This is a genomic window from Pedobacter gandavensis (genome assembly GCF_032678465.1).
Taxonomy (GTDB): domain Bacteria; phylum Bacteroidota; class Bacteroidia; order Sphingobacteriales; family Sphingobacteriaceae; genus Pedobacter; species Pedobacter gandavensis_B.
Genome location: NZ_JAVTSK010000007.1, coordinates 198776 through 223471 on the forward strand (window position 1 = coordinate 198776; position 24696 = coordinate 223471).

21 protein-coding genes are annotated in these 24696 nt (G+C 40.9%); 17 read left to right on the forward strand and 4 right to left on the reverse strand.

The annotated features are described in order from the left end of the window. The first annotated feature begins 5 nt into the window (after positions 1-5). The 5 genes from R2Q94_RS14585 to R2Q94_RS14605 are packed head-to-tail and all read left to right on the forward strand — an operon-like array spanning position 6 to position 5732. On the forward strand, positions 6-1556 hold the full coding sequence (locus R2Q94_RS14585; RefSeq protein WP_316822200.1) for a serine hydrolase: 1551 nt from the start codon (positions 6-8) through the stop codon (positions 1554-1556). A gap of 5 nt (positions 1557-1561) precedes the next feature. Then, on the forward strand, positions 1562-2227 hold the full coding sequence (locus tag R2Q94_RS14590; protein WP_316822201.1) for an SGNH/GDSL hydrolase family protein: 666 nt from the start codon (positions 1562-1564) through the stop codon (positions 2225-2227). A 51-nt stretch (positions 2228-2278) separates the two neighbouring features. After that, complete coding sequence (dnaG, locus tag R2Q94_RS14595) at positions 2279-4285, forward strand: DNA primase (protein ID WP_316822202.1); 2007 nt, start codon at positions 2279-2281, stop codon at positions 4283-4285. Further along, positions 4286-4648, forward strand: a complete 363-nt coding sequence (locus tag R2Q94_RS14600; RefSeq protein ID WP_316822203.1) for a YraN family protein — start codon at positions 4286-4288, stop codon at positions 4646-4648. A 7-nt stretch (positions 4649-4655) separates the two neighbouring features. Further along, complete coding sequence (locus R2Q94_RS14605; RefSeq protein WP_316822204.1) at positions 4656-5732, forward strand: glutaminyl-peptide cyclotransferase; 1077 nt, start codon at positions 4656-4658, stop codon at positions 5730-5732. A gap of 67 nt (positions 5733-5799) precedes the next feature. On the opposite strand, the gene R2Q94_RS14610 is transcribed toward R2Q94_RS14605, so the two are convergent. Continuing rightward, the gene (locus R2Q94_RS14610) at positions 5800-6345 is read right to left on the reverse strand and encodes a DUF4251 domain-containing protein (RefSeq protein ID WP_316822205.1); all 546 of its coding nucleotides are present in this window, start codon (positions 6343-6345) and stop codon (positions 5800-5802) included. A gap of 74 nt (positions 6346-6419) precedes the next feature. Further along, positions 6420-8066 carry a glucose-6-phosphate isomerase gene (gene pgi, locus R2Q94_RS14615; protein ID WP_316822206.1) on the reverse strand — a complete coding sequence of 549 codons (1647 nt, stop codon included), beginning with the start codon at positions 8064-8066 and terminating at the stop codon, positions 6420-6422. Between the two features lie 122 nt (positions 8067-8188). On the opposite strand from pgi, the gene R2Q94_RS14620 reads away from it, so the two are divergent. The 4 genes from R2Q94_RS14620 (at position 8189) to R2Q94_RS14635 (ending at position 12151) form a co-directional block, all read left to right on the forward strand. Continuing rightward, positions 8189-9493 carry an amidohydrolase gene (locus R2Q94_RS14620; RefSeq protein ID WP_316822207.1) on the forward strand — a complete coding sequence of 435 codons (1305 nt, stop codon included), beginning with the start codon at positions 8189-8191 and terminating at the stop codon, positions 9491-9493. A gap of 82 nt (positions 9494-9575) precedes the next feature. Further along, positions 9576-10076 (forward strand): hypothetical protein, encoded by a 501-nt coding sequence (locus R2Q94_RS14625; protein ID WP_316822208.1) that lies wholly within the window; start codon positions 9576-9578, stop codon positions 10074-10076. An 83-nt stretch (positions 10077-10159) separates the two neighbouring features. Further along, positions 10160-11237, forward strand: a protein-coding gene (gene prfB / locus R2Q94_RS14630; RefSeq protein WP_316822209.1) for a peptide chain release factor 2 whose coding sequence is annotated in 2 segments (ribosomal slippage) — positions 10160-10219 and positions 10221-11237 — 1077 coding nt in all. Because the reading frame shifts where the segments join, the coding sequence is not laid out codon by codon here. Positions 11238-11239: 2 nt separating this feature from the next. Continuing rightward, on the forward strand, positions 11240-12151 hold the full coding sequence (locus R2Q94_RS14635; RefSeq protein ID WP_316822210.1) for an alpha/beta hydrolase: 912 nt from the start codon (positions 11240-11242) through the stop codon (positions 12149-12151). A gap of 1 nt (position 12152) precedes the next feature. Here the strand turns inward: R2Q94_RS14635 and R2Q94_RS14640 are convergent, their stop codons facing one another. Then, positions 12153-13022 carry a transglutaminase-like domain-containing protein gene (locus R2Q94_RS14640; protein ID WP_316822211.1) on the reverse strand — a complete coding sequence of 290 codons (870 nt, stop codon included), beginning with the start codon at positions 13020-13022 and terminating at the stop codon, positions 12153-12155. 44 nt (positions 13023-13066) lie between these two features. Between R2Q94_RS14640 and R2Q94_RS14645 the strand changes: the two genes are divergently transcribed. Beyond that, entirely contained in the window at positions 13067-13849 is a 783-nt protein-coding gene (locus tag R2Q94_RS14645) for a class I SAM-dependent methyltransferase (protein WP_316822212.1), read from the forward strand. Here R2Q94_RS14645 and R2Q94_RS14650 read toward each other — a convergent pair. Further along, the gene (locus R2Q94_RS14650; protein WP_316822213.1) at positions 13846-14979 is read right to left on the reverse strand and encodes a BamA/TamA family outer membrane protein; all 1134 of its coding nucleotides are present in this window, start codon (positions 14977-14979) and stop codon (positions 13846-13848) included. The two genes, R2Q94_RS14645 and R2Q94_RS14650, sit on opposite strands and share 4 nt — an antisense overlap. Before the next feature lie 161 nt (positions 14980-15140). Between R2Q94_RS14650 and R2Q94_RS14655 the strand changes: the two genes are divergently transcribed. The 7 genes from R2Q94_RS14655 to R2Q94_RS14685 all read left to right on the forward strand — a co-directional run bounded on the left by R2Q94_RS14655 (position 15141) and on the right by R2Q94_RS14685 (position 24632). Continuing rightward, positions 15141-16121 carry a deoxyhypusine synthase family protein gene (locus R2Q94_RS14655; RefSeq protein ID WP_316822214.1) on the forward strand — a complete coding sequence of 327 codons (981 nt, stop codon included), beginning with the start codon at positions 15141-15143 and terminating at the stop codon, positions 16119-16121. Positions 16122-16373: 252 nt separating this feature from the next. Further along, positions 16374-17666, forward strand: coding sequence for a cytochrome c3 family protein (locus R2Q94_RS14660; protein ID WP_316822215.1), 1293 nt, complete (start codon positions 16374-16376; stop codon positions 17664-17666). Between the two features lie 44 nt (positions 17667-17710). Continuing rightward, positions 17711-20788 carry a TAT-variant-translocated molybdopterin oxidoreductase gene (locus R2Q94_RS14665; protein WP_316822216.1) on the forward strand — a complete coding sequence of 1026 codons (3078 nt, stop codon included), beginning with the start codon at positions 17711-17713 and terminating at the stop codon, positions 20786-20788. 23 nt (positions 20789-20811) lie between these two features. Beyond that, positions 20812-22284, forward strand: a complete 1473-nt coding sequence (gene nrfD, locus R2Q94_RS14670; protein ID WP_316822217.1) for an NrfD/PsrC family molybdoenzyme membrane anchor subunit — start codon at positions 20812-20814, stop codon at positions 22282-22284. A 2-nt stretch (positions 22285-22286) separates the two neighbouring features. Further along, entirely contained in the window at positions 22287-22823 is a 537-nt protein-coding gene (locus R2Q94_RS14675) for a DUF3341 domain-containing protein (protein WP_316822218.1), read from the forward strand. Further along, positions 22807-23403, forward strand: coding sequence for a cytochrome c (locus R2Q94_RS14680; protein ID WP_316822313.1), 597 nt, complete (start codon positions 22807-22809; stop codon positions 23401-23403). The genes R2Q94_RS14675 and R2Q94_RS14680 overlap by 17 nt, the downstream gene beginning before the upstream one ends. Positions 23404-23417: 14 nt before the next feature. Further along, positions 23418-24632 carry a quinol:cytochrome C oxidoreductase gene (locus R2Q94_RS14685; RefSeq protein WP_316822219.1) on the forward strand — a complete coding sequence of 405 codons (1215 nt, stop codon included), beginning with the start codon at positions 23418-23420 and terminating at the stop codon, positions 24630-24632. The last annotated feature ends 64 nt before the right edge of the window (positions 24633-24696 follow it).

A 24696-nucleotide genomic window follows, 5' to 3' on the forward strand; every position in this document is an offset into this window, starting at 1 on the left:
CTATTATGAGAAAAATCAGGTTCATCGTTATTGCTTTTGGGCTTCTTATCGCCACATCGCATTCAAATGCACAGGTACTGAGCAGTAAACAGCTGGATAGCTTAGTGGAGAAGACACTGACTACCTTTAATGTCCCGGGGATTGCGCTTGCCATTGTAAAAGATGGGAAAGTGATTCATTCCAAAGGATATGGGCTCCGTTCTTTGAACACAAAAGAACCGGTCAACGAAAACACCTTTTTTGGAATTGCCTCTAACAGTAAGGCTTTTACAGCAGCAGGATTGGCAATTTTAGTGGACGAAGGAAAACTAAAATGGGAAGATAAAGTCGTAGATCTGATTCCTGGATTTAAACTGTATAATCCTTACGTGACCCAGGAATTTACGGTTAGGGATTTGTTGACGCATCGGAGTGGTTTGGGCCTGGGTGCAGGGGACCTCATGATTTTTCCGGATTCAAATCGGGTAACTAAAGCGGAACTGATTCATAATATGCGTTATCTGAAACCTGTCTCGGGATTCAGAACAAAATTTGATTACGATAATCTGCTGTATATTGTTGCCGGTGAAGTACTGGCAAAAGTATCTGGCATGAGTTGGGATGACTTTATAGAAAAAAGAATCATGCGTCCGATCGGAATGAGCGGAAGTGCTGCGGGATATCCAGCTTTGAAGGACAAGATGAATTCGATTGATGCGCATAGTTCGATTGATGGAAAATTAAGGGTGATCAGTAAAGCTTTTCCAGAGATTTCCAATGCAGCAGGTGGCATCTGGTCTAATGTGACTGAGATGAGTAAATGGGCAATCCTGCAGATGAACGATGGAAAATATGGACAGAACCTGGAGAAGCAATTGTTTAGTCCGGAAGTCCATCGCGAAATGTGGAGTCCGCAAACGATTATTGAAGGTGCTCCTTTTAACAGTTATGGACTTGGATGGTTTCTCAGTTCAGTGAATGGAAAATTGCAGGTTTCGCATACCGGTGGTTTGAGTGGGATTGTCACTCAGGTAACTTTAATCCCTGAGCTGAAACTGGGTATTATTGTGCTGACCAATCAGGAGAGTGGTTATGCTTTCTCTTCGATTACGAACACGATTAAAGACGGATATTTTGGCATCAAAGGAAAAGATAGAATCGCTGTTTATAAATCAGATTTTCTGGCGGATGAGGCAGAAGCTAAAAAGGTCACTGATCAGGTTTGGGCGGCAATTGCAACAGAACAGCTGAAACATTCCGGGAAAATTGACCTGAGCATTTATGAAGGATCTTTTACGGACCCCTGGTTTGGTGAGGTGATCATTAAAAAACAAAATGGTAAAGCCTGGTTCCAATCTGTCAATTCTCCAAAACTTAGTGGCGAAATGCTGCCTTATAAAGGAAATGCCTTTGTGGTTAAATGGACGGACAGGAGTATGCATGCAGATGCTTTTGCGATTTTCTCCTTAGATAAAGAGGGAAAGGCATCTGGAATGAAGATGGAAGCTCTGTCTCCTTTAACTGATTTTAGTTATGATTTTCAGGATCTTGATTTTTCCCGTTCCACTAAAAAATAATGTTCATGAAAAATATCCAAAAATTAGTTTGCTTACCAGTGGCCATGTTGCTGCTTATTGTTTTTACCGCAATGAATGTGAAGCCTAAAAAGATTATTTTCTTTGGTGACTCGATTACCCAGCAGGGCGTAGCACCAGGAGGTTATGTAGACCTGATCCGTAAATCCCTTGACCCTACGAAATATGAGGTGATTGGTGCTGGAATTGGTGGGAATAAGGTCTACGATTTATACCTCAGGATGGAGGAAGATGTGCTGGCAAAAAAACCGGATCTGGTGGTGATTTACATTGGTGTAAATGATGTATGGCATAAACAGTCGATGCATACCGGAACGGATTATGATAAGTTCATTTCTTTTTATCAGGCATTGATCAATAAGATCCAGGCCGCCGGAGCAAAGGTAGTGCTATGCACACCCGCGGTGATTGGGGAGAAGAAAAATAACGCCAATGAAATGGATGCCGATCTGGATAAATATTCAGGAGCGATCAGGGATTTGGCAACGAAAAATAAACTGCCCTTATGTGATTTGAGGACGCTTTTTAAAAACTATTCGGAGAAAAACAATAGCTCAGATGTAGCCAAAGGAATTTTAACAACTGATGGTGTACATTTGAACGATAAAGGGAATCAGACCCTTGCAGAAGTATTAATCCCTTTTCTGAAATAGTACAGGGATTTACAGGAGATGAGTGTAAGCGATAAATAAAAATATTAAAGAATGATTAATCAGGATACCATTAGCAAAATCATGGAAACCGTCCGCATTGAGGAAGTGGTTGGTGATTTTGTGTCTTTAAAAAAACGTGGTACCAGTTTGATAGGGAATTGCCCTTTTCACAATGAGAAAACACCTTCTTTCCACGTTTCAGTGGCAAAAGGGATTTACAAATGTTTCGGTTGTGGTAAAGGTGGTGATTCGGTCCATTTTATCATGGACCATGAGAAGTATTCCTATCCGGAAGCCTTAAAGTTTCTGGCTCAGAAATACAACATTGAGGTGGAGGAGACGGTACAGTCCCCACAAAATATCGAAGCCCAGAATGCCCGCGAAAGCTTATATATTGTTTCGGAATTTGCGGCAAATTTCTTTGCCAATGAACTGTGGACAGGGGATCAGGGCAGAGCCATTGGTCTGAGTTATTTCAAGGAAAGGGGCTTCAGGGAAGATATTGTCAGGAAGTTTCAACTGGGTTATTCCCCGGATGTCTGGGATGCGCTGATTCAGCATGCGGTTGCAGCTGGGCATAAAGAAGAATACCTGGAGAAAACGGGCTTGTCGATCAGAAATGATAAGGGCAAGTTGTATGATCGTTTCAGGGGGAGGGTGATGTTCCCGATCCATAATTTCACTGGTCGGATTATCGGTTTTGGTGGCAGAACACTGAAGACCGATAAAAATGTTCCCAAATACGTCAATTCACCGGAAAGTGAGATCTATCATAAGTCGAATGTCCTGTATGGTTTATTTCAGGCCAAAAAAGCGATCAGAGATGCCGATAACTGTTATCTGGTGGAAGGATATGCGGATGTGCTTGCTGCACATCAGGCGGGAATAGAAAATGTGGTGGCCTCTTCGGGTACTTCATTGACGACAGAACAGATTCGTTTGATCGGTCGCTTTACAGAAAATGTGACCATTCTTTATGATGGGGATGCCGCCGGAATTAAAGCTTCCTTGCGTGGATTAGACATGATCCTGGAAGAAGGATTGAACGTCAAAGTGGTTTCTTTCCCAGATGGTCATGACCCTGATTCTTACATGCACCATGTAGGCTCCGGAGCTTTTAAAAAATACATTGAAGAAAACCGTAAGGATTTTATTCTTTACAAAGCAAATATACTGCTGAAAGAAGCGGGTACAGATCCGATTAAAAGGGCAGGAATTATCCGGGATATTGTAGAGAGTATTGCAAAGATCCCTGACGATATCAAGGCTTCGATTTTCATTAAGGAATGTAGTGGTCTGTTACAGGTAGAAGAGCGAATTTTACTTTCTGAGCTGAATAAAATCAGAATGGCCAAATTCAGGAAATCAGGTTCAGGTCAGTCCGGAGCCGGAAATTCCGCTGTAGGTTCTTCAGGTTTTCCCGCACAAAATCAAAACCCATATCAACCTTATCCTGATGGCCCACCCGATAATCTCTTTGAGGTTCCCGGTGCAGGAGCCGAAGCTGCGGAAGCGGCAGCAGCCGAAGACAGTGACTTGTTGCAGGAGCAGGAGGTGGTCCGTCTTTTACTGGCTTATGGCCACGAATTGGTGAGTTGGGATAAGATCGACAATATGTATATTGGTTCTTTCATTATGCAGAACCTGGCGGATGTTAGTTTTACCGATCCGGTCTGTAAAAAGATTATTGATACCTATAATGAAGAAATAGAAAATGGCCATTTACCAGTAGCCAGTCAGTTTATCAACAATGAAGACCGGAAAATTGTGGAGTTGGCTATCACGCTTTCTACTTCTCCATATTCCTTAAGTGAAAACTGGTATAATAAGCACAATATCTATGTCAGAGATGAAAGTGTGAATCTAAAAGCAACGGTCCTGGGTGGGATATTTCACCTTAAAAAAGGAAAGGTTGCCCGGATGTTGAAAGACATTTCCAGGGAGATCAAAACGGAAGCTGATCCGGTAAATCTGGAAATTCTGATGCAGCGCTTTATGTTTATGAAAACAGTAGAAAGAGAGATTTCAAAGTTCCTTGGAACGGTGATTTTAAAATAGATGGCGGTACACAATGAACTTGGCCAACGGGGGGAGCAGATTGCCAGAGCATATCTGGAAAATGCAGGATACCGGATCTTAAATGTAAATTGGAGATACGCCAGGGCAGAAGTTGACGTTATAGCTGATCAGGGTGGTACCTTGATTTTTGTGGAAGTGAAAACCCGAAGCAGCACCGATTTTGGGGAGCCGGAAGATTTTGTAGACCGTAAAAAAGAAAAGCAGCTGGAGTTTGCTTCTGCGGCTTACATTGAATTGAAACAACATCAGGGAGAAATCCGTTTTGATATTATTGCCATTACTTTTGAGCATAAAAACCTTTTTAAAATTAATCACATTGAAGATGCATTCTGGCCAAGTTAAAAAAATCATGAGTTTATCTAAATTAATCCTGTCGGCTTGCTTATTATTGAGCATATCCCTGGTTATTTCCTGTAAAAATAATCCATCACCAGGTTCTGGTGTAAGTTTCAAATCTCCGGAACAAGGACAAAGTTTCCCTCTGGGAACGGAAGTGAAGGTGGCATTGGAGGTTCCTTCCGGAAGTAATGTCACTTCCGCAGTATATACCCTGGATGGGAAGCCTGTGGCTACAAAAAGCAATGCAGATCCTGTTACTATTCCGACTACCGGACTGAGCTTAGGTTACAAGCTGATTACAGCCGTTATAGAGAACGATGGGCAGAAAGATACATTAACGATCAACTTTGAGCTAAAGTCGGCTGTAACGCCTGCGCAATACAGTTATAAGGTCGTTAAAACTTTCCCTCATGATACTTCTGCCTATACACAAGGCCTGGAATTCCATAATGGTCGTTTTCTGGAAAGTACGGGGCAGGAGCAACATTCTTCAGTGAGATGGGTAGATGTGCCTACAGGTAAAGTATTACAACAGACAAAACTGGATGATCAGTATTTCGGTGAGGGATCAAGTCTGGTAGGAGATAAGATTGTGATGCTGACCTGGCAGAACAGACTGGGTTTAGTATTTGATGCGAAGAGCCTGACCCAGCAATCTACTTTTCCTTATCAATCGAGCATGGAAGGTTGGGGCTTATGTTTTGATGGCCAGAGGTTGTATAAATCTGATGGAACCAATAAAATCTGGTTCCTGAATAAAGACAATTATAAAGAAGAAGGATCGATTGAAGTGTATAACAATTATGGTCCGGTACCTCAGCTGAATGAGCTGGAATATATTGATGGTAAGATCTATGCCAATGTTTACACAAAAAATGTAGTGGTGGTCATTGATCCTGCAACGGGTGTAATTGAGAAAGAGATTGACTTCTCTGGATTGTTGCCCGCCGGATATTATAAAGATGAGATTGATCAGGCCAATAATGTGCTGAATGGTATTGCCTGGGATAAAGCCGGAAAACGTTTATTCGTAACGGGTAAGAAATGGCCTCATATGTTCCAGGTGAACCTGGTTCCAAAGCCATAACGCTATATTGCTATTCAATAAAAAAGCCGTCATATCCTTGATATGACGGCTTTTTTATACCTTCTTATTATTCTTCAGTGGTTTTACTCTCTACTTTTTTAGGTTCTGAAATGACACCGTTAAAAGTGATAGGCTGTCTGTTGGTGCTATTCACACTTAAGGTAGCATAACCAGCGCTAGAGATACTTAAAGACATGCTACGTACATCTTTGGTATCTTTAGGTGTAATATCAATGATCCATCCTCCTTTTTTCCTGGCGGTGGTTTTATAACCGAATTTTTTAGATTTAAATTTTATACCTGATTCATCAGGGTTCATCGTGCTGGTATAAGCTCTTCCATAGTATGGAAGGTAAGCTTCTATGCTGTCCTTGTTAATGATCAGTTGGTACTGAGAGCCGTTGAGTTGAATTACTCCAGCGCCTGCTGTACCTGGCATTTTGCTCAGTACCTTATTTAAATCAGCATTAGCCATGGGAATCGCAGCCGTTGCATCAAAAACCAGATGCTTGTCAGCTACCAGTCTGGCTGTGGTTTCTTTATCTGTTTGCGCCATTACCTGAACGCTTGAAAAAACAATAAGAAGTGCTAACAAATTTTTAAATGTTCTCATGATCATATCCTTTTATTTGGTTAGAACAATATAGCGCTTAAAAGGTTTAATTTCCAAGCGCTATTTTTTTGAGTTTATCTCCAGTTTTTATACTGATTGATTAATCCATTTGTGGAAGCATCATGCGACTGAACCTCTTGATTTCCTTCTAGTTCTGGTAGAATGCTTTTTGCCAGCTGTTTGCCGAGCTCCACACCCCATTGGTCGAAGCTGAAGATGTTCCAGATGATGCCCTGAACGAATATTTTATGCTCATAAATAGCAATTAAACTGCCCAGGCTAAATGGAGTTACTTTTTTCAACAGAATAGAGTTAGTAGGTCTGTTTCCTTCAAACACTTTGAAAGGTGCCAGTTTTTCTATTTCCTCCTTGCTTTTGCCTTCTTTTTCCAGTTCCGCAACCACCTGTTCTTTCGTTTTACCATTCATCAGGGCTTCTGTTTGTGCGAAGAAATTAGACAATAGGATGGGATGGTGTTGGCCCAGTGGATTTAAGCTTTGTGCAGGGGCGATGAAATCACAAGGAATTAAACGGGTTCCCTGGTGGATCAGCTGATAAAAAGCATGTTGTCCGTTGGTACCAGGTTCTCCCCAGATGATCGGTCCGGTTTCATAAGAAACATCGTTGCCGTTACGGTCTACATGTTTACCGTTACTTTCCATATCTCCCTGCTGGAAATAAGCTGCAAAACGGTGCATGTACTGATCGTATGGTAAAATGGCCTGAGTTTCTGCATCAAAGAAGTTGATGTACCAGATGCCGATTAAGGCCAGAATTACAGGGACATTGTGCTCGAAATCTGCATTTTCAAAATGGCTATCTGTAGCATGTGCACCTGCAAGCAATTGTTTGAAATTGTCGAAGCCGATACTCAAAGCGATAGGAAGGCCAATGGCACTCCATAAAGAGTATCTTCCACCAACCCAGTCCCAGAATTCGAACATGTTGTTGGTGTCAATCCCAAATTCAGATACGTCTTTTGCATTGGTAGAAAGTGCGGCAAAATGCTTAGCAACATCGCTTTGCGCAGCACCGCTATTTAAGAACCAGTCCTTTGCGCTATGGGCATTGGTCATGGTTTCCTGTGTCGTAAAAGTTTTTGATGCAATCAGGAACAAGGTAGTTTCCGGATTTACATTTTTTAAAGTTTCCGCAATGTGCGTTCCGTCAATGTTAGAGACGAAATGCATATTCAAATGGTTTTTATAAGCTTTTAGTGCTTCTGTTACCATTACCGGCCCTAAATCAGAACCACCAATACCAATGTTCACCACATCAGTAATGGCTTTCCCGGTATAGCCCTTCCATGATCCGGAGATGATGTCCTGACTAAACTTATCCATCTTTTCCAAGACTTTATTCACCTCTTCCATGACATTTTTGCCATCTACAAGAATGGGGTCATTGCCCTGGTTACGTAAAGCGATGTGGAGTACTTGCCTGCCTTCAGTCTGGTTGATTTTATCACCCTTAAACATGGCTTTAATGGCCTCATCTAATTTACACTCTCTGGCCAGTTGCATTAACAGGGCCATGGTGGTATCATCAATTCTGTTTTTTGAATAATCCACAAGAATGTCTTCAAATAGAATGGAGAATTTTTCAAAACGGGAAGCATCTTCCGTAAAAAGATCCTTAAGGCTTTTTTCATTGATCCCGATGAAATGATCTGTCAGGTATTTATAAGCCGCAGTTTCTGTAAAGTTTATCGTTGGTAGCATCATATTGGGGTTTTTGTAAATGTAGGGCTTTATTTTATTTGCTGAAAATGACCTTGATAATATTTCTATTCGAAATGAATATCCACTCATTATCTTATATTTAACGTAAAAATTATTGGTTTATGAAGAGATTTTACGTAGGACTGTTGGTTTTGTGTAGCGCTACTGCGGTTGCCCAAAAGCAGAATTTGAGACCAGAGGTTTCAAAAAAGACTTTAAGCATCACACAGAAAGTACTGGATTGGCGTCGGGATTTGCATGAGCATCCGGAACTGGGGAACCAGGAAAAGCGAACCGCTGCGCTGGTGGCAAAACATTTAACATCATTAGGGATTGAGGTGCAGACCGGGGTCGCTAAGACAGGAGTAGTGGGAATTCTTAAAGGAGGGAAACCAGGACCGGTGGTTGCCTTAAGAGCCGATATGGATGGTTTGCCAGTCACTGAGCGGGTAAATTTGCCTTTTGCATCCAAAGTAAAAACAATGTACAACGGACAGGAAGTAGGCGTGATGCATGCCTGTGGTCATGATAGCCATGTGGCGATTTTAATGGGAGTAGCAGAGGTTCTTGCTGCTTTGAAAAAAGACCTTTCCGGAACGGTGAAATTTATTTTTCAACCGGCAGAGGAAGGGGCTCCTCATGGGGAAGAAGGTGGTGCAGAACTGATGGTAAAAGAAGGCGTTTTGGAAAACCCGAAAGTGGATGTGATTTTTGGTTTACACATCAATTCCCAGACCCCGGTAGGTGACATCACTTATCGCCCTGCTGGGATCATGGCTGCGGTAAATGATTTGAAGATTACGGTAAGCGGAAAGCAGGCACATGGTGCTTATCCATGGAGTAGCGTAGATCCCGTGGTGATTTCTGCACAAATTGTGAATAACCTGCAGACGATTGTGAGTAGAAACCTGAATGTCACAGAAAATCCAGGTGTAGTTACCATTGGTGCAATTAATGGCGGTATTCGTTCGAACATTATTCCTGAAAAAGTGGAAATGTTAGGAACCATCAGGAACTTTAGCAAAGAAGATGAAGCGATGTTTATTGAAAGGGTAAAAACGATTGCGACCAAAACCGCAGAAGCTGGTGGTGCAACTGCAGAAGTGAAAATTCCTTACAGTAATCATTATCCCGTTACATTTAATGATGTGGCATTAACAGAGAAGATGTTGCCAAGTCTACAGGCGACTGCCGGTGCAGCTCATGTGAGGCTGAAACCTCCGGTTACCGGTGCAGAAGATTTCTCATTCTATCAGGAAAAGGTGCCAGGTTTATTTTTTTTCCTTGGCGGAATGCCTAAAGACCAGGATCCTTTAAAAGCGCCATCACACCATACCCCTGATTTCTTTATTGATGAAAGTGGTTTTGGCCTGGGAGTGGAAGCGCTTAGTAACCTGACACTTGATTACATGAACATGAAAAAATAAGCATGCATTTTTGATTTAGGGATCATTTTAATTGGTTATATTTATTAGACTAATATTAGTACATCACCTAGAAAACAATTTTATGTTAGAAAATTTGAATGAACTGGTTAAACAAAGTGCTCAGGATGCAATTGTGAACAATTCAGAGATTCCAAATGAGCAAAATGAAGCGGCCATTCAGGCAGCTTCCGGTTCAATTTTTGACTCCCTGAAACAACAATTATCGTCCGGAAATATTGGTAATCTGGTGGATGCCTTTAAAGGTGGAGATGTGGCAAATTCTGCAGTAGTGCAGGACGCCTCTTCGGGCTTTATTGATAAGCTATCCGGTATGGGCATCAATCTGGATTCGGCGAAAGCCATTGCAGCTTCCATCATTCCAGGAGTTATGGGGCAGTTGGTGAATAAGACCAATGATCCGAACGACAGCTCTTTTAATCTTCAGGATATGCTGACGAAGATTTCAGGACCTGACGGAAAGTTTCAGTTGTCAGATCTGACAAACCTGTTTACTGGTAGTAATGAAGCAGGAAAAGAAGGGGAAGGTGGCATCGTTGATAAGTTAAAAGGACTTTTTAGTTAAGAAAGGAAGGGGATTAGAGAGGTTCTGTGCTTGTTTTTGAAAACAGGTGCAGAACCTCTTTGTATTATTATATATTTGTGATTATGACAAAAGAACAAATACAGGATTTAAGGGACAGAGTAGCGTCGCTGAGGAGGCATCTTTGACGTCGAAACACGACTAGAGGATATTTATATTGAGCAGGAACTAACCCTGCAGCCCAATTTTTGGGATGACCCTAAAAAGGCAGAAAAGCATTTGGCAGGAATTAACGCTAAGAAAGTGTGGACTGATGCCTGGCAGGCCGTAAATAAGGAACTGGAAGATACAGAGGTGATGTTTGAATTTTTGCAGTCTGGCGATGCCAGCGCTGAAGAAATGCAGCAACAGTACGACCGTTGTCTGAAAATGGTGGAAGAGCTGGAACTGAAAAACATGCTGAGTAGCAAAGAAGATCAGCTTCATGCAGTGATGCAGATTACTGCCGGAGCTGGTGGTACTGAAAGTTGCGACTGGGCAGCGATGCTGATGCGGATGTACATCATGTGGGGTGAGAAGAATGGCTATAAGGTAACAGAACAGGATTCGCAGGAAGGAGAGGTAACAGGGATAAAATCGGTTACACTTCAGTTTGCCGGCGACTTTTCCTATGGATACCTGAAAGGAGAAAATGGGGTTCACCGTTTGGTGCGTATATCTCCTTTTGATTCGAATGCCCGCCGGCATACTTCTTTTGCTTCTGTGTATGTTTATCCATTAGTGGATGATACCATAGAAATTGAGGTGAAAGATTCGGAAGTTGAATTTGAGACTTTCCGTTCCGGAGGTGCTGGTGGACAAAATGTGAACAAAGTGGAAACGGCGGTTAGGTTGTACCATAAACCATCGGGTATTGTGATTAAAAACCAGGAGTCCCGTTCACAGCTACAGAATAAAGAGAATGCGATGCGTTTGCTAAAATCGCAATTGTATGAAGCGGAAATGCGTAAACGTATGGAAGCAACGGCTTTAATTGAAGGTTCCAAAAAGAAGATCGAATGGGGATCGCAAATCAGAAACTATGTATTGCATCCTTATAAACTGGTGAAGGATTTACGCACAAATTATGAGACCTCTAATGCACAAGCGGTATTAGATGGAGATTTGAACGAGTTTTTGAAAGCTTACTTAATGGAATTTTAAATATGAGATACCTTATTGTACTTATGATGACTGGTCTTTTTGCTGCAAATGGCGCAATTGCGCAGGAAAGTGTTTTGATTTATCCAGGGGAAATTCCAGGTTCAAAACCTGTTCCTGCAGATTTCAAAGAGCTTTCCGAAACAGGAAAGGATGGGATCATTAGGGTCAGTAAGGTATCTGTACCAACAATGAAGGTCTTTTTACCTGCGAAAGGAACAGGTGCGGCGGTGATCATTTGTCCGGGCGGTGGCTATGGAATTCTGGCCATTAACCATGAGGGGGACCTTGTGGCTCAGCGTTTCAATGAAATCGGTGTTGCCGCATTTGTATTGAAATACCGTTTGCCGGATGATGCGATTATGGCGGATAAGTCTTTCGGTCCTTTACAGGATGCTCAACAGGCCATGTACCTGCTGAGAAGGGATGCGGCTAAATATGGTATTGATCCTTCAAAGATTGGGATCATGGGTTTCTCTGCAGGTGGGCATCTTGCCTCGACGCTGACCGTCCATTATAAAGATGTAAAAATAGAAAATAAAGAGGGCTTAAGTCTCCGGCCTGATTTTTCGATGCTGATCTATCCGGTGATCTCCCTACTGGAGTCGCCACATACAGGATCCGCAAAAAACCTGACCGGACCTGAGGCTAGTTATGCCCAAAAGGAATACTTTTCAAATGAGCGGCATGTGGATGCCCAGACTCCGGCTACGTTCCTGGTACATGCGAATGATGATACATCTGTTCCAGTTGAAAACAGCCTTTCTTTTAACCGTGCAATGGTTAAGGCTGGGAATAAAGTAGAGTTACACGCGTATCAGGCTGGCGGACATGGTTTCGGTTTAAACAATAAGACGACAACTGATCAATGGTTTGATCGTTTGGTCAACTGGATGAAAGCCAATAAAATCATTTAAGCTAAATATTGGTTTTATCCAGTATATTCTGAAGTTCTTTCAATTCGGTAACTTTATCAGTTGAGCCAAGATGTTCATATGAAGAAATCAGGTTTCTAATGATTCTCCTAATGATTTCTACATTACTGCAAGGTGCATAATATCCTGGCATAGGTTCCAGGCCTAATTGGCGTAGGAACTGGTCTACATCATGTTTGCCGAAGATCGCTCCTTTATTAAAGGCGTTGATATAGAAAAGCACACCAAATTCATGGTCTTCCCTTTTACCTTCATCAATATAGCCAAGGATAAAATGTTGTGGCAGATTGACTCCGTACACGGGAATATCCAGTTTTTGGGCAATGGTGGAGTAGATGATGGCTAATGAAATCTGATTTCCTTTTTTGCTATCCAATACCTGATTGATATAGGAGTTTTGAGGATCGTGGTGATTTTTGGTATTTCCACTGAAGCCATATACATTATAGAACACATGATTGATGAGTTTGATCTTTTCAATAGAACTCATTTCATATTGTAAGCCCAACCAGATTTCCCTCTTGATCTCTTCTATCTGGAATTTAATCTTTTCTTCGTCGAGGTCTGGATATTGGTATCTGTTGAGGACCAGCGCTCCCTGAAGTAAATCGAAAGCTCCGCTTTGATACCAGAGGTTCAGGTCTTCTTTGACGCTGTTGAACTGGATTTTATGGACTACGTTTTCAATTCGCTCCTGGAGTAGGGTATCCAGAGACTGCTCCCATGCATGTTCAAGAAAATGAACCACCTCTTCTCCATATTCCAGCAAGCGTTTTTCAATATGTGCAAAGATCTCCGGATCGGGATCGTCCAACAATTTGACTAATGCGCTTATTTCTTTACTATTTTCCATTAAACATGCAACTTAGAATCATGTGATTGCTTATTTTTGTAGCTATGGTTTTCAATTTTATCAGCGACTATCTAAAGCACCGATTGACTTCAAAAAGCAGACATGGTACTCATTCTCCTTTCGTTTATAAGCTCACAGATGAGGTAATTTACGATTTTAACGCTAAAAGTGATTACAAAAGCATTGAAGCGCAAAGAAAAAAACTTTTAAATGACGATTCTTTAATTACTGTTACGGATTTGGGCGCAGGCTCTCATTTGAATAAGAACAGGACGAAAAAGCTGCGAGAGATTGCCAAAAACGCATTGAAGAGCCCGAGGTTGGCTCAATTGATTTATCGCCTTGCGAAAGACAATCAGCCGGATCATATCCTGGAATTGGGAACATGTTTGGGTTTAACCACCTCTTACCTTTCTAAGGCTTGTCCGGCCGCAGATATTGTAACGATTGAAGGTTGCCCTGAAACCGCAAAAACTGCTTATCGAAACTTTCAGGATCTGGAATTGGAGAATGTAGAGCTTCGGGTAGGTAATTTTGATCATTTACTTCCTGATTTCATTGAGCAGTCAGATCGGCTGGACTTTGTCTATATAGATGGAAATCACAGAAAAGATGCGACCCTCAATTACTTTAACTGGTGTTTACCGAAAGTGCATGAAGGTTCGCTATTGATCTTTGATGATATTTATTGGAGTGAAGGGATGAAAGAAGCCTGGGAAGAGATCAAGCGCCATCCTGAGGTTACTGTAACCGTAGATTTATTTTGGATCGGCTTGGTATACTTTAAAAAAGGGCAGGCAAAAGAACATTTTAAAATTAAGTTCTAGAATGCTTCAGCCAGGGTGAAATAAAAACCGCTCTGGCGTTTTTCATTGATGCGTTTTTCTCCAACGGCATAATCCATACGTACACTCAGACCTTTTTCCGGATCGAAGAAATATCTTCCGCCAACTCCGTATGATGGTTTGAAGTTTTTGGTGGCAAAATTCCCATTGGCAAAAACCTGTCCAGTTCCGGCAAACACGACTGCACCGAAGCGGTTGTTGTAACGATAACGGAGTTCTGCCTGGCCAGCTATTAAATTCTGATCGCGGTAGCGGCCGGTATAGTATCCCCTCATCATTTCGTCGTTCCCCATTTGAGGCAGGAGATAGAAAGGAATCTTTTTCCCCTGAACGGTATGGAACAATGCATTTACGCCCAATACGAATTTAGGGCTGAGCGACCAGAAATTTCTGACATTTGCTTTAATGACACTTCCTGTGAAATTTTCTCCGCTCCATAGGTCTGGTGCATACTGGTAAGCGATGCGTCCAAGAAATCCTTTGGTAGGGTAGTTGTTGGAATTTCTGGTATCGTAGCTTTGAGAGATACCTATATATGCTACGCTGCCACCCGATCGTTGAATGAGGTTTGGATCAGTACTAAATAGCCCACCTGTGATTTCATCTTTATAGTTGTAATTGTCGAATCCAATCGAAACTCCGGTATAGGCATGTGGCAATATTCTTTTTTCTGCTTCGAGCATCACCCTGGATTGTCTTTGTACAAGGCGATCTGCATTTGCAAATAAGGTTTCATTGCCAATTCCGAAGAAGTCGAATGGCATTCTTTTAAATCTGAATTCAGAAATGAAATGATATTCGTTGCCTTTGGTCCAAATATCGCTCTTTAACGAAAAGTTGTACTGTCCTTTGGTGGATACTGAGGCTACTCCTGAAAAGTTGGAGCTGCGGTTGCTGCTGTCTTTTCTATCCAGGTAAGTAGAATACAATGCACCCAGGCCAAATTCTGCACCTATTTCCTGGGAATATCGGAAAATAGGTACCGGCATAAAACTCGCCCTGCGTGAGCTGTCGGTTTTTTCAGATAAATATCTTTTGATAAACTTTTTTTGTGCAGATGTGTTAGTGATGCTAAAGATCAGTATAGTGATACAAAGCGAAATTCTCTTCATTGGCCTAAAATAGGGAAAGATTTATATAAATTCTGTTACTCGCGAACCCCTAGCAAGATTAGCGCCAGTAATTCCCCTGCTTTCATTTTTAAAGCGGGGTTAGGATTAGTCCTTTACGAATATTTGCCTATTTTTGCGCTAACAACAAAATTTAATCAAAAATGAGTACGAAAAGAGGACCTATCTCGCAATTCATGGAGACGAATTATCTCCATTTTAATGCGGCAGCTATGATGGATGCGGCTAAAGGATACGAAACACATTTGGATGAAGGTGGTAAGATGATGATTACGCTTGCAGGCGCAATGAGTACTGCTGAGCTGGGCATCTCTTTAGCTGAAATGATCCGTCAGGATAAAGTTTCGATTATTTCTTGTACTGGCGCCAACCTGGAAGAAGACATCATGAACCTTGTTGCGCATTCTCATTACAAAAGAGTGCCTAACTACCGTGATTTAAGTCCACAGGATGAATGGGATCTTTTGGAAAACCATTACAACAGGGTTACGGATACTTGTATTCCTGAAGAAGAGGCTTTCCGTAGATTACAGAAACACATCAATAAGATCTGGAAAGATGCAGAGGAAGCAGGAGAGCGTTTCTTCCCGCATGAGTTCATGTACAAAATGTTATTGAGTGGTGATCTTGAGCAATACTATGAGATTGATCCTAAGAACTCATGGATGCTTGCTGCAGCAGAGAAGAACCTGCCGATTGTAGTACCAGGATGGGAAGATTCAACGATGGGTAACATCTTTGCTTCTTATGTGATGAAAGGTGAAGTTAAAGCGACTACTGTAAAAGGTGGTATTGAATATATGGGATATTTAGCAGACTGGTATATTAAAAACAGTGCTGGTAAAGGAATCGGATTCTTCCAGATTGGTGGAGGTATTGCGGGCGACTTCCCAATTTGTGTGGTTCCGATGTTGTATCAGGATATGGAAATGGAGAATATTCCATTCTGGAGCTATTTCTGTCAGATTTCTGATTCAACGACTTCTTATGGATCTTATTCAGGTGCAGTGCCAAATGAAAAAATCACCTGGGGTAAATTAGATATCAACACGCCAAAGTTCATTGTAGAATCTGATGCAACAATCGTTGCACCATTGATCTTTGCATGGATATTAAAAATGTAAATTGAATTTACAAATATTGTCCATGTGAGGTTGGCTGAGGAGAATCAGCAGTTTTTCGAAAATTGCTGATTTTCTTCGTTTAAAGCCCCAAAAACAAACTATTTAGATTGATTATAAATTGTATTTACTGTCATTTATTTGTCATTGGTAAGTTAATAAATTTTACTTTTGTGGACGTTTTGGTGTAGAACCTAAGTTCGATTGCCAAAGGCGGTTTACAAGTTTTTTAAAAAATAGCATAAAATACTCATTATGAGGGATATCTCATTGATCATTAGAAGAGTTTGGAAGTCGGCATTCATGTTTACGGCTTTATCTGTTTTAATCGTTTCTGCAACACAAGCGCAAGATGTAGTGGAAGGAAGGAAAATATTTAAGGATAAATGTTCTTCTTGTCACCAGTTAGACCGTAACAGTACAGGTCCGGCTTTAACACCTAAAATGAACGAGCTTGACGAAGCCTTTACCATTAAATGGGTAAGGAACTGGAAAGCTTTAGTTGACGCTGGTGATAAGCAAGCGATCGAAGCAGCGAAGTTCTCTCCTTCGGAGATGACGACGTTTCCAACATTAACGGACGACCAAATTAAAAACGTTATCGCTTACGCTAAAGCGGGCGAGCCTAAGAAAGAAGGCGAAACTGCAGTAGCTGCTACTGAAGATACAGGTGTATCTAATCTCTCTATCGCAGGTATCGTTGCTATTATATTAATATCGATCGCGATATTGGTAGTATTAGGACGTGCGATTAAGATGTTAGAGCGTTTGATCTTAAAGAAACAAGGTGTTGAAATCTCTGAAGAGGACAACGTTTCTTTAGCTGTAGGTGTTCGCAGATTATTCAAAAACAAAAAATTTGTATTCTTCTTCATTCTATGTTTAGTAGTGAGCTTAGGTTCATTCGGATGGATGAGCATGTGGAATACAGGTGTACACACTGGATATCAGCCGGTACAACCGATCAAGTTCTCTCACGAATTACACGCGGGTACAAACCAGATCGACTGTCAGTACTGTCACTCAGGTGCATTTAAATCTAAGAATGCTTCTATTCCTTCTGTGAACGTTTGTATGAACTGTCACAAATCAGTACAAGCTACAGAGAAGTATAACGGTGAGATTTCTCCAGAGATTCAAAAGATCTATACTGCGATCGGTTACGATCCTGCAACTTTGACTTACGACAAGTCTAAAGAGAAGCCAGTGGAATGGATTCGTGTTCACAACCTTCCTGATTTTGCTTATTTCAATCACTCTCAACACGTAGTAGTAGGTGAAGAAGCGATCAGAAAACAAAAAGGTCTTCAGCCAAATGAGCCGGTATGTTTTGCATGTCACGGTCCGGTGAATACCATGGAAGAAGTTTATCAATTCTCTCCGCTAACAATGAAATGGTGTATCAATTGCCATAAAGACGCTGAGATTTCAGGTAAAGACAATGCTTTCTACACGAAAGTGATTGAAGCCCATGAGAAAATCAAAAAAGGCGAAAAAATCACTCCTGCATTATTGGGTGGTTTAGAATGTGGTAAGTGCCACTATTAATAAGAGTTTAATAAGAACGTTCGATAAACAGTAATATAGCTTAAATGGAAAGCAATAAAAAATACTGGAAAGGCTTAGAGGAGTATAAAAACACTCCCGATTTTGTTGAAAACAACAAAAACGAATTTGCTGAGCCCCTTCCAATAGAAGATGTTTTAAATGAAGCAGGGTTAAGTACGGTAACCCCGCGCCGGGACTTTTTGAAAGCATTAGGTTTCGGCCTAGGAGCGGTAACGCTTGCAGCTTGTCAGACTGCTCCGGTTCATAAATCAATTCCTTATGTGATTAAACCTGAAGAGGTAGTTCCGGGTATCCCGAACTACTATGTATCAAGTTTCAATGGCCAGAGTGTATTGGTGAAAACCAGAGAGGGACGTCCAATTAAAATTGACGCAAATCCTAATTCAGGAGTATTCAATACGGGTACAGATGCACAGGCGCAAGCTTCTGTTTTAGATCTTTATGATGTTTCTAAATTACATGGTCCTGTTTTAAAGGATGATGAGAAAGCAACATGGACTAAAATCGATGAGTTTGTAAAAGCAGAGTTAAATAAAGCTCAGGCATCAGGTAAGAAAATCCGTGTGGTTTCTTCTACAGTAAGCAGTCCTTCTACTAAAGGAGTAATTGCTGACTTTACTGCTGCCTATCCAAATACGAAGCACGTACAATACGATGCAGTATCTTATACTGGTATTATCAAAGCAAATGAAAATAGCTTCGGTAAGGCAGTAGTTCCACAATATAGATTTGATAAGGCTGACCTGATCGTAAGTTTCGGTGCAGACTTTTTGGGTACCTGGATCAGCGGTGAAGAATTCACTGCCCAGTATGTTGCGAACAGAAATCACAAGTCTTTAAAGGCTGGTAAAATGTCACGTCACTTCCAGTTCGAAGCTGGTATGAGTGTAACTGGTACTAACGCTGATACGCGTGTTCCGGTTAAACTTTCTGAAGAGGGACCTGCATTAATTACCTTATATAATACCATTACCGGAAATAATTTAGCTGGTGCTGCTTTGCCAAATAACGTAACTGCTGATAAAGCAATTAAGTTAGTGGCTAAAGAATTGTTGCAAAACAAAGGAAAAGCATTAGTAGTTTCAGGTTCAAATGACGTATCTACTCAGATTCTGGTAAATGCGATCAACTCTGCAATTGGCAGTTATGGTACAACGATCGATTTAGACAATCCTTGTAAACGTTACGCAGGTAATGATGCAGAGTTTGCTGAGTTTATCAATGAAATGAACAGGGGAGAAGTTGCAGCGGTATTCTTCTTAAATACAAACCCTGGTTATGATGTAGCAAATGCTAAAGCTTTTACAGAGGCATTGGCTAAAGTAGCATTAAAAGTATCCTTCGCAGATCGTAAAGATGAGACGGCGAGCTTATGTGATGTGATTGCAGTTAACCATAACTATTTAGAGTCATGGGGTGATGCAAGTGCTTACGAAGGTTCTTACTCTATCGTTCAGCCTACCATTAACCCTGTTTTCAATACCCGTCAGGCAGAAGAGAGTTTATTGATCTGGTCTGATAACGCAGTTAAGGAATACTTCCAGTATGTACGTAATAACTGGGAGAAAAACATCCTTCCTGTATTCGGTAAAACCTGGAAAGAAGTATTGCAAACTGGTGTATTCACTGCAGCGGCTAAACCAGCAGGAACTTATAACTTCAGCTTGTCATTGGCAGCAGTAGTTCCTACGATTTTAAATAACAGCAAAGCACTAGCAAAAGATATCGAGTTACAGGTTTACGAAAGTGTAGCAATGCGCGATGGTAAACATGGAAACAATGCATTCTTATTAGAATTACCTGATCCGGTTTCGAAAGTTACCTGGGACAACTACATTGCAATTGCACCTAAATTTGCAGAGAAATTAGGTTATAAAGAATTCGATGTGGTATCTGTAAAAGCAGCAAACGGTCATACTGTTGACTTACCTGTGTTGATTCAACCTGGACAAGCTCAGGGAACTGCTTCTATCGCTTTAGGATATGGTAGAACAAAAGCTGGTAAAGCTGGAAATAACGTAGGTCAGAATGCTTTCCCATTCGTAACTTTCAGTAACGGTACTTCTCAATATGCAACTACGGTTCAATTGACAGGAACTGGTAGAAGAGAAGAATTGGCGCAAACACAAACGCACCATTCATTCGAAGGAAGAAACATCATTCGTGAGGCGACTTTCGCAGAATACAAAAAGAATCCTGCGGCTGGTTCAGGTAATGACCACGCAAAACATAAAACTTACGATTTATGGCCTGCTTATGAGAAACTAGGTAACAACTGGGTAATGGCAATCGATTTGAATGCTTGTACTGGTTGTGGTTCTTGTATTGTAGCTTGTAACGTAGAGAATAACATTCCTGTTGTAGGTAAAGATGAAGTTCGTAAACGTAGAGATATGCACTGGTTGCGTATCGACCGTTACTACAGCTTTAATGTTGAGGCAGGCGAAGCACATGCAGAAGCAGGACATGGTCACCACAATACAGGTATCAATGCGGTAACTAAAGAGAAAGAAATTGCTCATTTAGATAACCTTGATAATGTATCAGTAGTACACCAGCCAATGCTTTGTCAGCACTGTGACCACGCTCCATGTGAGACAGTTTGTCCGGTATTGGCAACAGTTCACTCTTCAGACGGCTTAAACCACATGGCTTATAACCGTTGTGTAGGTACACGTTACTGTGCGAACAACTGTCCGTATAAAGTACGTCGTTTCAACTGGTTTAACTACTGGAATGATTCTCGTTTCGACAACTATTTGAACAATGAATTTACTCAGTTGGTACTTAACCCTGATGTAACTGCCCGTTCAAGAGGTGTTATGGAGAAATGCTCTATGTGTATCCAACGTATCCAGGCTGGTAAATTAACTGCTAAGATGGAAAAACGTCCACTAAAAGACGGTGATATCAAAATGGCATGTCAGCAAGCGTGTTCGGCAAATGCGATCATCTTTGGTGATGCCAATGATCCTGAGTCGGAAGTATCTAAAGCATTACGTAGTGAGCGTATTTACTATGTATTGGAAGAGATCAACGTACAACCGGGTATAGGTTATATGACAAAAATTAGAAACACAGATACAACAGTACAAGCGTAAGCTGATATTAAAGAAAATAAATTATGTCAGGACATAAGGAATCAATATTAAGAGAGCCATTAATCACCGGCAATGATATCACGTATGCAAAGATTACGGATGATATTTTAATGCCAGTTGAGAACAAGCCTAACAGGGCATGGTGGATAGGATTTATACTCGCACTTTGTGGTGCCACACTTTGGTTGGTGTCCGTTGGATATACCTTCTGGTTTGGTATCGGTGCATGGGGATTAAATAAAACAGTTGGATGGGCATGGGACATCACCGGATTCGTTTGGTGGGTAGGTATCGGTCACGCAGGAACACTGATCTCTGCAGTACTCTTACTCTTCCGACAAAACTGGAGGAATTCCATTAACCGTTCTGCAGAGGCGATGACCATCTTCGCCGTAATCTGCGCGGCGACGTATGTAGTATCCCACATGGGTAGACCATGGTTGGCTTACTGGGTACTTCCATTACCGAATCAATTCGGTTCATTATGGGTAAACTTTAACTCTCCCTTAGTTTGGGATATGTTTGCCATCTCTACTTACTTCTCGGTATCACTATTGTTCTGGTATACAGGTTTACTACCTGATATTGCAACTATCCGTGACCGTGCAATTGGAACGAGACGCAGAATCTATTCTATCCTTTCTTTCGGATGGTCTGGTAACGTAAAAACATGGCAGCGTTTTGAGGCGGTATGTATCATCTTAGCAGGTATCTCTACGCCACTGGTACTTTCGGTACACACGATTGTATCTATGGACTTTGCAACCTCGGTAATTCCAGGATGGCATACCACGATCTTCCCTCCATATTTCGTAGCAGGGGCGATCTTCTCAGGATTTGCGATGGTATTAACATTATTATTAGTTGCACGTAAGGTATTAGGTCTTGAAAACTACATCACGATGTTCCACATTGAATCGATGAATAAAATCATCATTCTTACAGGATCAATCGTAGGTGTGGCTTATATCACTGAGTTTTTCATTGCCTGGTACTCAGGTTCAGAATACGAGCAGTACGCTTTCATTAACCGTTCAACTGGTCCATACTGGTGGGCTTACTGGATGATGATGACGTGTAACGTAATCTCTCCTCAGTTGCTTTGGTTCAAAAAGATCCGTACCAATATTGCCGCTACATGGATTTTATCTATCGTTGTGAACATTGGTATGTGGTTCGAACGTTTCGTAATTATCGTGACTTCATTACACCGTGATTATATCCCTTCAAGTTGGGCAATGTTCTATCCAAGCTGGGTAGATGTGGGTGTCTTTGTAGGTTCAATCGGAGTGTTCTTTACCTTGTTCCTTTTATTCTTAAGAGTATTGCCATCTATTGCAATTGCAGAGGTGAAACTATTACTTAAGACTGCAAGTGAGCAATCTAAAATGGAGCAAATTAAAGAAGGTCATCTGGACAAAGAACACGTAGCTGAATACGTTGAATCTTTAGAGAAATTTGATAGTGTTAAACAAGAAGAATACGCAAAAATATAACAATGAGTAATATCAAATATATTTTAGGCAGTTTTGGTGATCCTGACGAAATGATGCACGGCATCGAGAAGTTACAGGCAAACAACATTAAAATACATGATGTTTATACACCAATGCCTATTCACGGCATCGAAGCTAAATTAGGGATCAAAAGATCCAGGTTGGATATTCTTGCATTCTTTTGCGGGATTACAGGAACCATTTCTGCATTCGCATTGATCTACTTAACCTCGGTGGTAGATTGGAAAAATAATATTGGTGGTAAACCTGCTTTAGCACTTCCGGATTTTATTCCGATTATGTTTGAAGTAACGGTTTTATTCTGTGCATTCAGTTTAGTGGGCGCTTATTTTGCTTCAACGCATTTATTCCCAGGAAGAGCACCTAGAGTAATGGACTTAAGAGCTACAGATGATAGATTTGTTATCGCTGTAGATGCTAAAGAAAATACCGATCACAATAAAATTGATGGTTTATTAAAAGATGCAGGTGCTTTAGAGATTAAGCACAATGAAAGGAAGTATGTTAGCTATGAATAAGAATAAAGTAGTTTTAGCCTCATTTTGTATTCTTGCCAGTGCTGTTGTCTTTTCAGCATGTAAAGATCCGCAAAGTACAGGTTTAGAATATGCAAGGAACATGTATGATCCGATTGCCTATAATCCAGATCAGCCAAACAAAAACTTTAAAAATGGATCAACGGCGCAAACGCCGCCAGCTCATACTACCCCGGTAGGGTTTAACAAGTATGACGATTATCCTAATACTAAAGAAGGATATGAAGCTGCTGGTGCTAACCTGGTAAATCCTCTTGCTGAAAACGAACAAAATCTAATCGCAGGAAAGCACTTGTTCACCGTATTCTGCTCACCATGTCATGGTGAAAAGGGTGATGGACAAGGCCACCTGGTAAAAATTGATAAGATCAGCGGTATTCCTTCTTACCATGGTGATGCAGCTTCATCACGTGGTGGTTTGATGAAAGACCTTTCTGCAGGAAAAATTTATCATACAATTGAGTATGGTTTAAATAACATGGGTTCACATGCCTCTCAACTATCTCCTGATGAAAGATGGAAAGTAGTGATGTATGTTCAACAATTACAAAAAATACAATAGAAAAGCACAAATAAATGGGAACTCACAATTATAATTTAACTGAGCAGTTTGAGTTTACAGGTAAAGCAAAAACCTTAAGTCTGATCGCTATTGTCCTAGGGGTACTAGCTATAGGATATGGCTTTTCGGCAAAGGCGCTTCATGAGCGTACTTTTGCTAACTTGTTACTGATGGCTTATTACTTCGCATGTGTTTGCATGTCAGGTGCATTCTTTCTTGCTGTTCAATTTGTAGCACAGGCTGGTTGGTCTGCTTCTATATTACGTGTACCACAGGCAATGGCTAAAACCTTGCCAATCGCGGTTGTTATCTTAATCGCAGTAATGGCTGCTGGTTTGTACACACATAACTTATATCATCACTGGAATGCTCCGGGTTTAACTGACCCAGACAGTCCTCATTATGATAAATTAATCGCTGGTAAATCCGCTTTCCTAAATGTGCCTTTCTTTATGGCGCGTCAGGTGGTCTTCCTGGGAGTTTATTCCTTTTTCGCAGTTTGGTTCGCTAAATTATCAGTGAACGAAGATTTAAAAGGTGGTCTGGATTCTTATAGAAAAAGCTTTAAATACTCTTGTATTTTCTTGGTAATCTACGGTTTTACTACGCCAATCTTTGCTTTTGATACCATCATGTCTCTTGAGGCACACTGGTTCTCTACAATGTTTGGTTGGTATAACTTTGCAGCAATGTGGGTAAGTAGTTTAGCGACTATGGCCATCATCATTATCCTGTTGAAAAAAGCAGGTTACATGAAGTGGGTTAACAATAGTCACTTGCATAACTTAGGTCAGTTTATCTTCGGATTCTCAATTTTCTGGACTTATGTATGGTTCGCTCAATTTATGTTGATCTATTATGCAAACATTCCGGAAGAGACGGTTTACTTCTACAAAAGATTTGATCATTACCAATTCTGGTTCTACCTTAATTTGGTATTGAACTTCTTAGCTCCTGTTTTATTATTAATGGACAGAGACAACAAGAGACAAGAAAACATCATGTTAACGGTTTGTATCATTGTACTTTGTGGTCACTGGGTAGATTATTACCAAATGATTATGCCGGGTACTGTTGAAGAACACCATGGTTTCGGTTTTATTGAGATTGGAACTGCTGTAGGTTTTGTAGGATTGTTTACCTTTACCGTATTAAGCGCACTAAGTAAGCAGCCTTTAATCGCAAAGAACCACCCGTTCTTACAGGAAAGTTTGAATCATCACTTGTAATAGGTGATCTTAATAGAGTATATAAAATAATAGTATAATAGAAGTACAGCGTTACTACTTTTAA

What these genes read in the sequence shown, in the direction of transcription:
- R2Q94_RS14585 (WP_316822200.1), top strand. Translation starts at nt 6, where the DNA reads ATGAGAAAAATCAGGTTCATCGTTATTGCTTTTGGGCTTCTTATCGCC.
- R2Q94_RS14590 (WP_316822201.1), top strand. Translation starts at nt 1,562, where the DNA reads ATGAAAAATATCCAAAAATTAGTTTGCTTACCAGTGGCCATGTTGCTG.
- dnaG (WP_316822202.1), top strand. Translation starts at nt 2,279, where the DNA reads ATGATTAATCAGGATACCATTAGCAAAATCATGGAAACCGTCCGCATT.
- R2Q94_RS14600 (WP_316822203.1), top strand. Translation starts at nt 4,286, where the DNA reads ATGGCGGTACACAATGAACTTGGCCAACGGGGGGAGCAGATTGCCAGA.
- R2Q94_RS14605 (WP_316822204.1), top strand. Translation starts at nt 4,656, where the DNA reads ATGAGTTTATCTAAATTAATCCTGTCGGCTTGCTTATTATTGAGCATA.
- R2Q94_RS14610 (WP_316822205.1), bottom strand. Translation starts at nt 6,345, where the DNA reads ATGAGAACATTTAAAAATTTGTTAGCACTTCTTATTGTTTTTTCAAGC.
- pgi (WP_316822206.1), bottom strand. Translation starts at nt 8,066, where the DNA reads ATGCTACCAACGATAAACTTTACAGAAACTGCGGCTTATAAATACCTG.
- R2Q94_RS14620 (WP_316822207.1), top strand. Translation starts at nt 8,189, where the DNA reads ATGAAGAGATTTTACGTAGGACTGTTGGTTTTGTGTAGCGCTACTGCG.
- R2Q94_RS14625 (WP_316822208.1), top strand. Translation starts at nt 9,576, where the DNA reads ATGTTAGAAAATTTGAATGAACTGGTTAAACAAAGTGCTCAGGATGCA.
- R2Q94_RS14635 (WP_316822210.1), top strand. Translation starts at nt 11,240, where the DNA reads ATGAGATACCTTATTGTACTTATGATGACTGGTCTTTTTGCTGCAAAT.
- R2Q94_RS14640 (WP_316822211.1), bottom strand. Translation starts at nt 13,022, where the DNA reads ATGGAAAATAGTAAAGAAATAAGCGCATTAGTCAAATTGTTGGACGAT.
- R2Q94_RS14645 (WP_316822212.1), top strand. Translation starts at nt 13,067, where the DNA reads ATGGTTTTCAATTTTATCAGCGACTATCTAAAGCACCGATTGACTTCA.
- R2Q94_RS14650 (WP_316822213.1), bottom strand. Translation starts at nt 14,979, where the DNA reads ATGAAGAGAATTTCGCTTTGTATCACTATACTGATCTTTAGCATCACT.
- R2Q94_RS14655 (WP_316822214.1), top strand. Translation starts at nt 15,141, where the DNA reads ATGAGTACGAAAAGAGGACCTATCTCGCAATTCATGGAGACGAATTAT.
- R2Q94_RS14660 (WP_316822215.1), top strand. Translation starts at nt 16,374, where the DNA reads ATGAGGGATATCTCATTGATCATTAGAAGAGTTTGGAAGTCGGCATTC.
- R2Q94_RS14665 (WP_316822216.1), top strand. Translation starts at nt 17,711, where the DNA reads ATGGAAAGCAATAAAAAATACTGGAAAGGCTTAGAGGAGTATAAAAAC.
- nrfD (WP_316822217.1), top strand. Translation starts at nt 20,812, where the DNA reads ATGTCAGGACATAAGGAATCAATATTAAGAGAGCCATTAATCACCGGC.
- R2Q94_RS14675 (WP_316822218.1), top strand. Translation starts at nt 22,287, where the DNA reads ATGAGTAATATCAAATATATTTTAGGCAGTTTTGGTGATCCTGACGAA.
- R2Q94_RS14680 (WP_316822313.1), top strand. Translation starts at nt 22,807, where the DNA reads ATGTTAGCTATGAATAAGAATAAAGTAGTTTTAGCCTCATTTTGTATT.
- R2Q94_RS14685 (WP_316822219.1), top strand. Translation starts at nt 23,418, where the DNA reads ATGGGAACTCACAATTATAATTTAACTGAGCAGTTTGAGTTTACAGGT.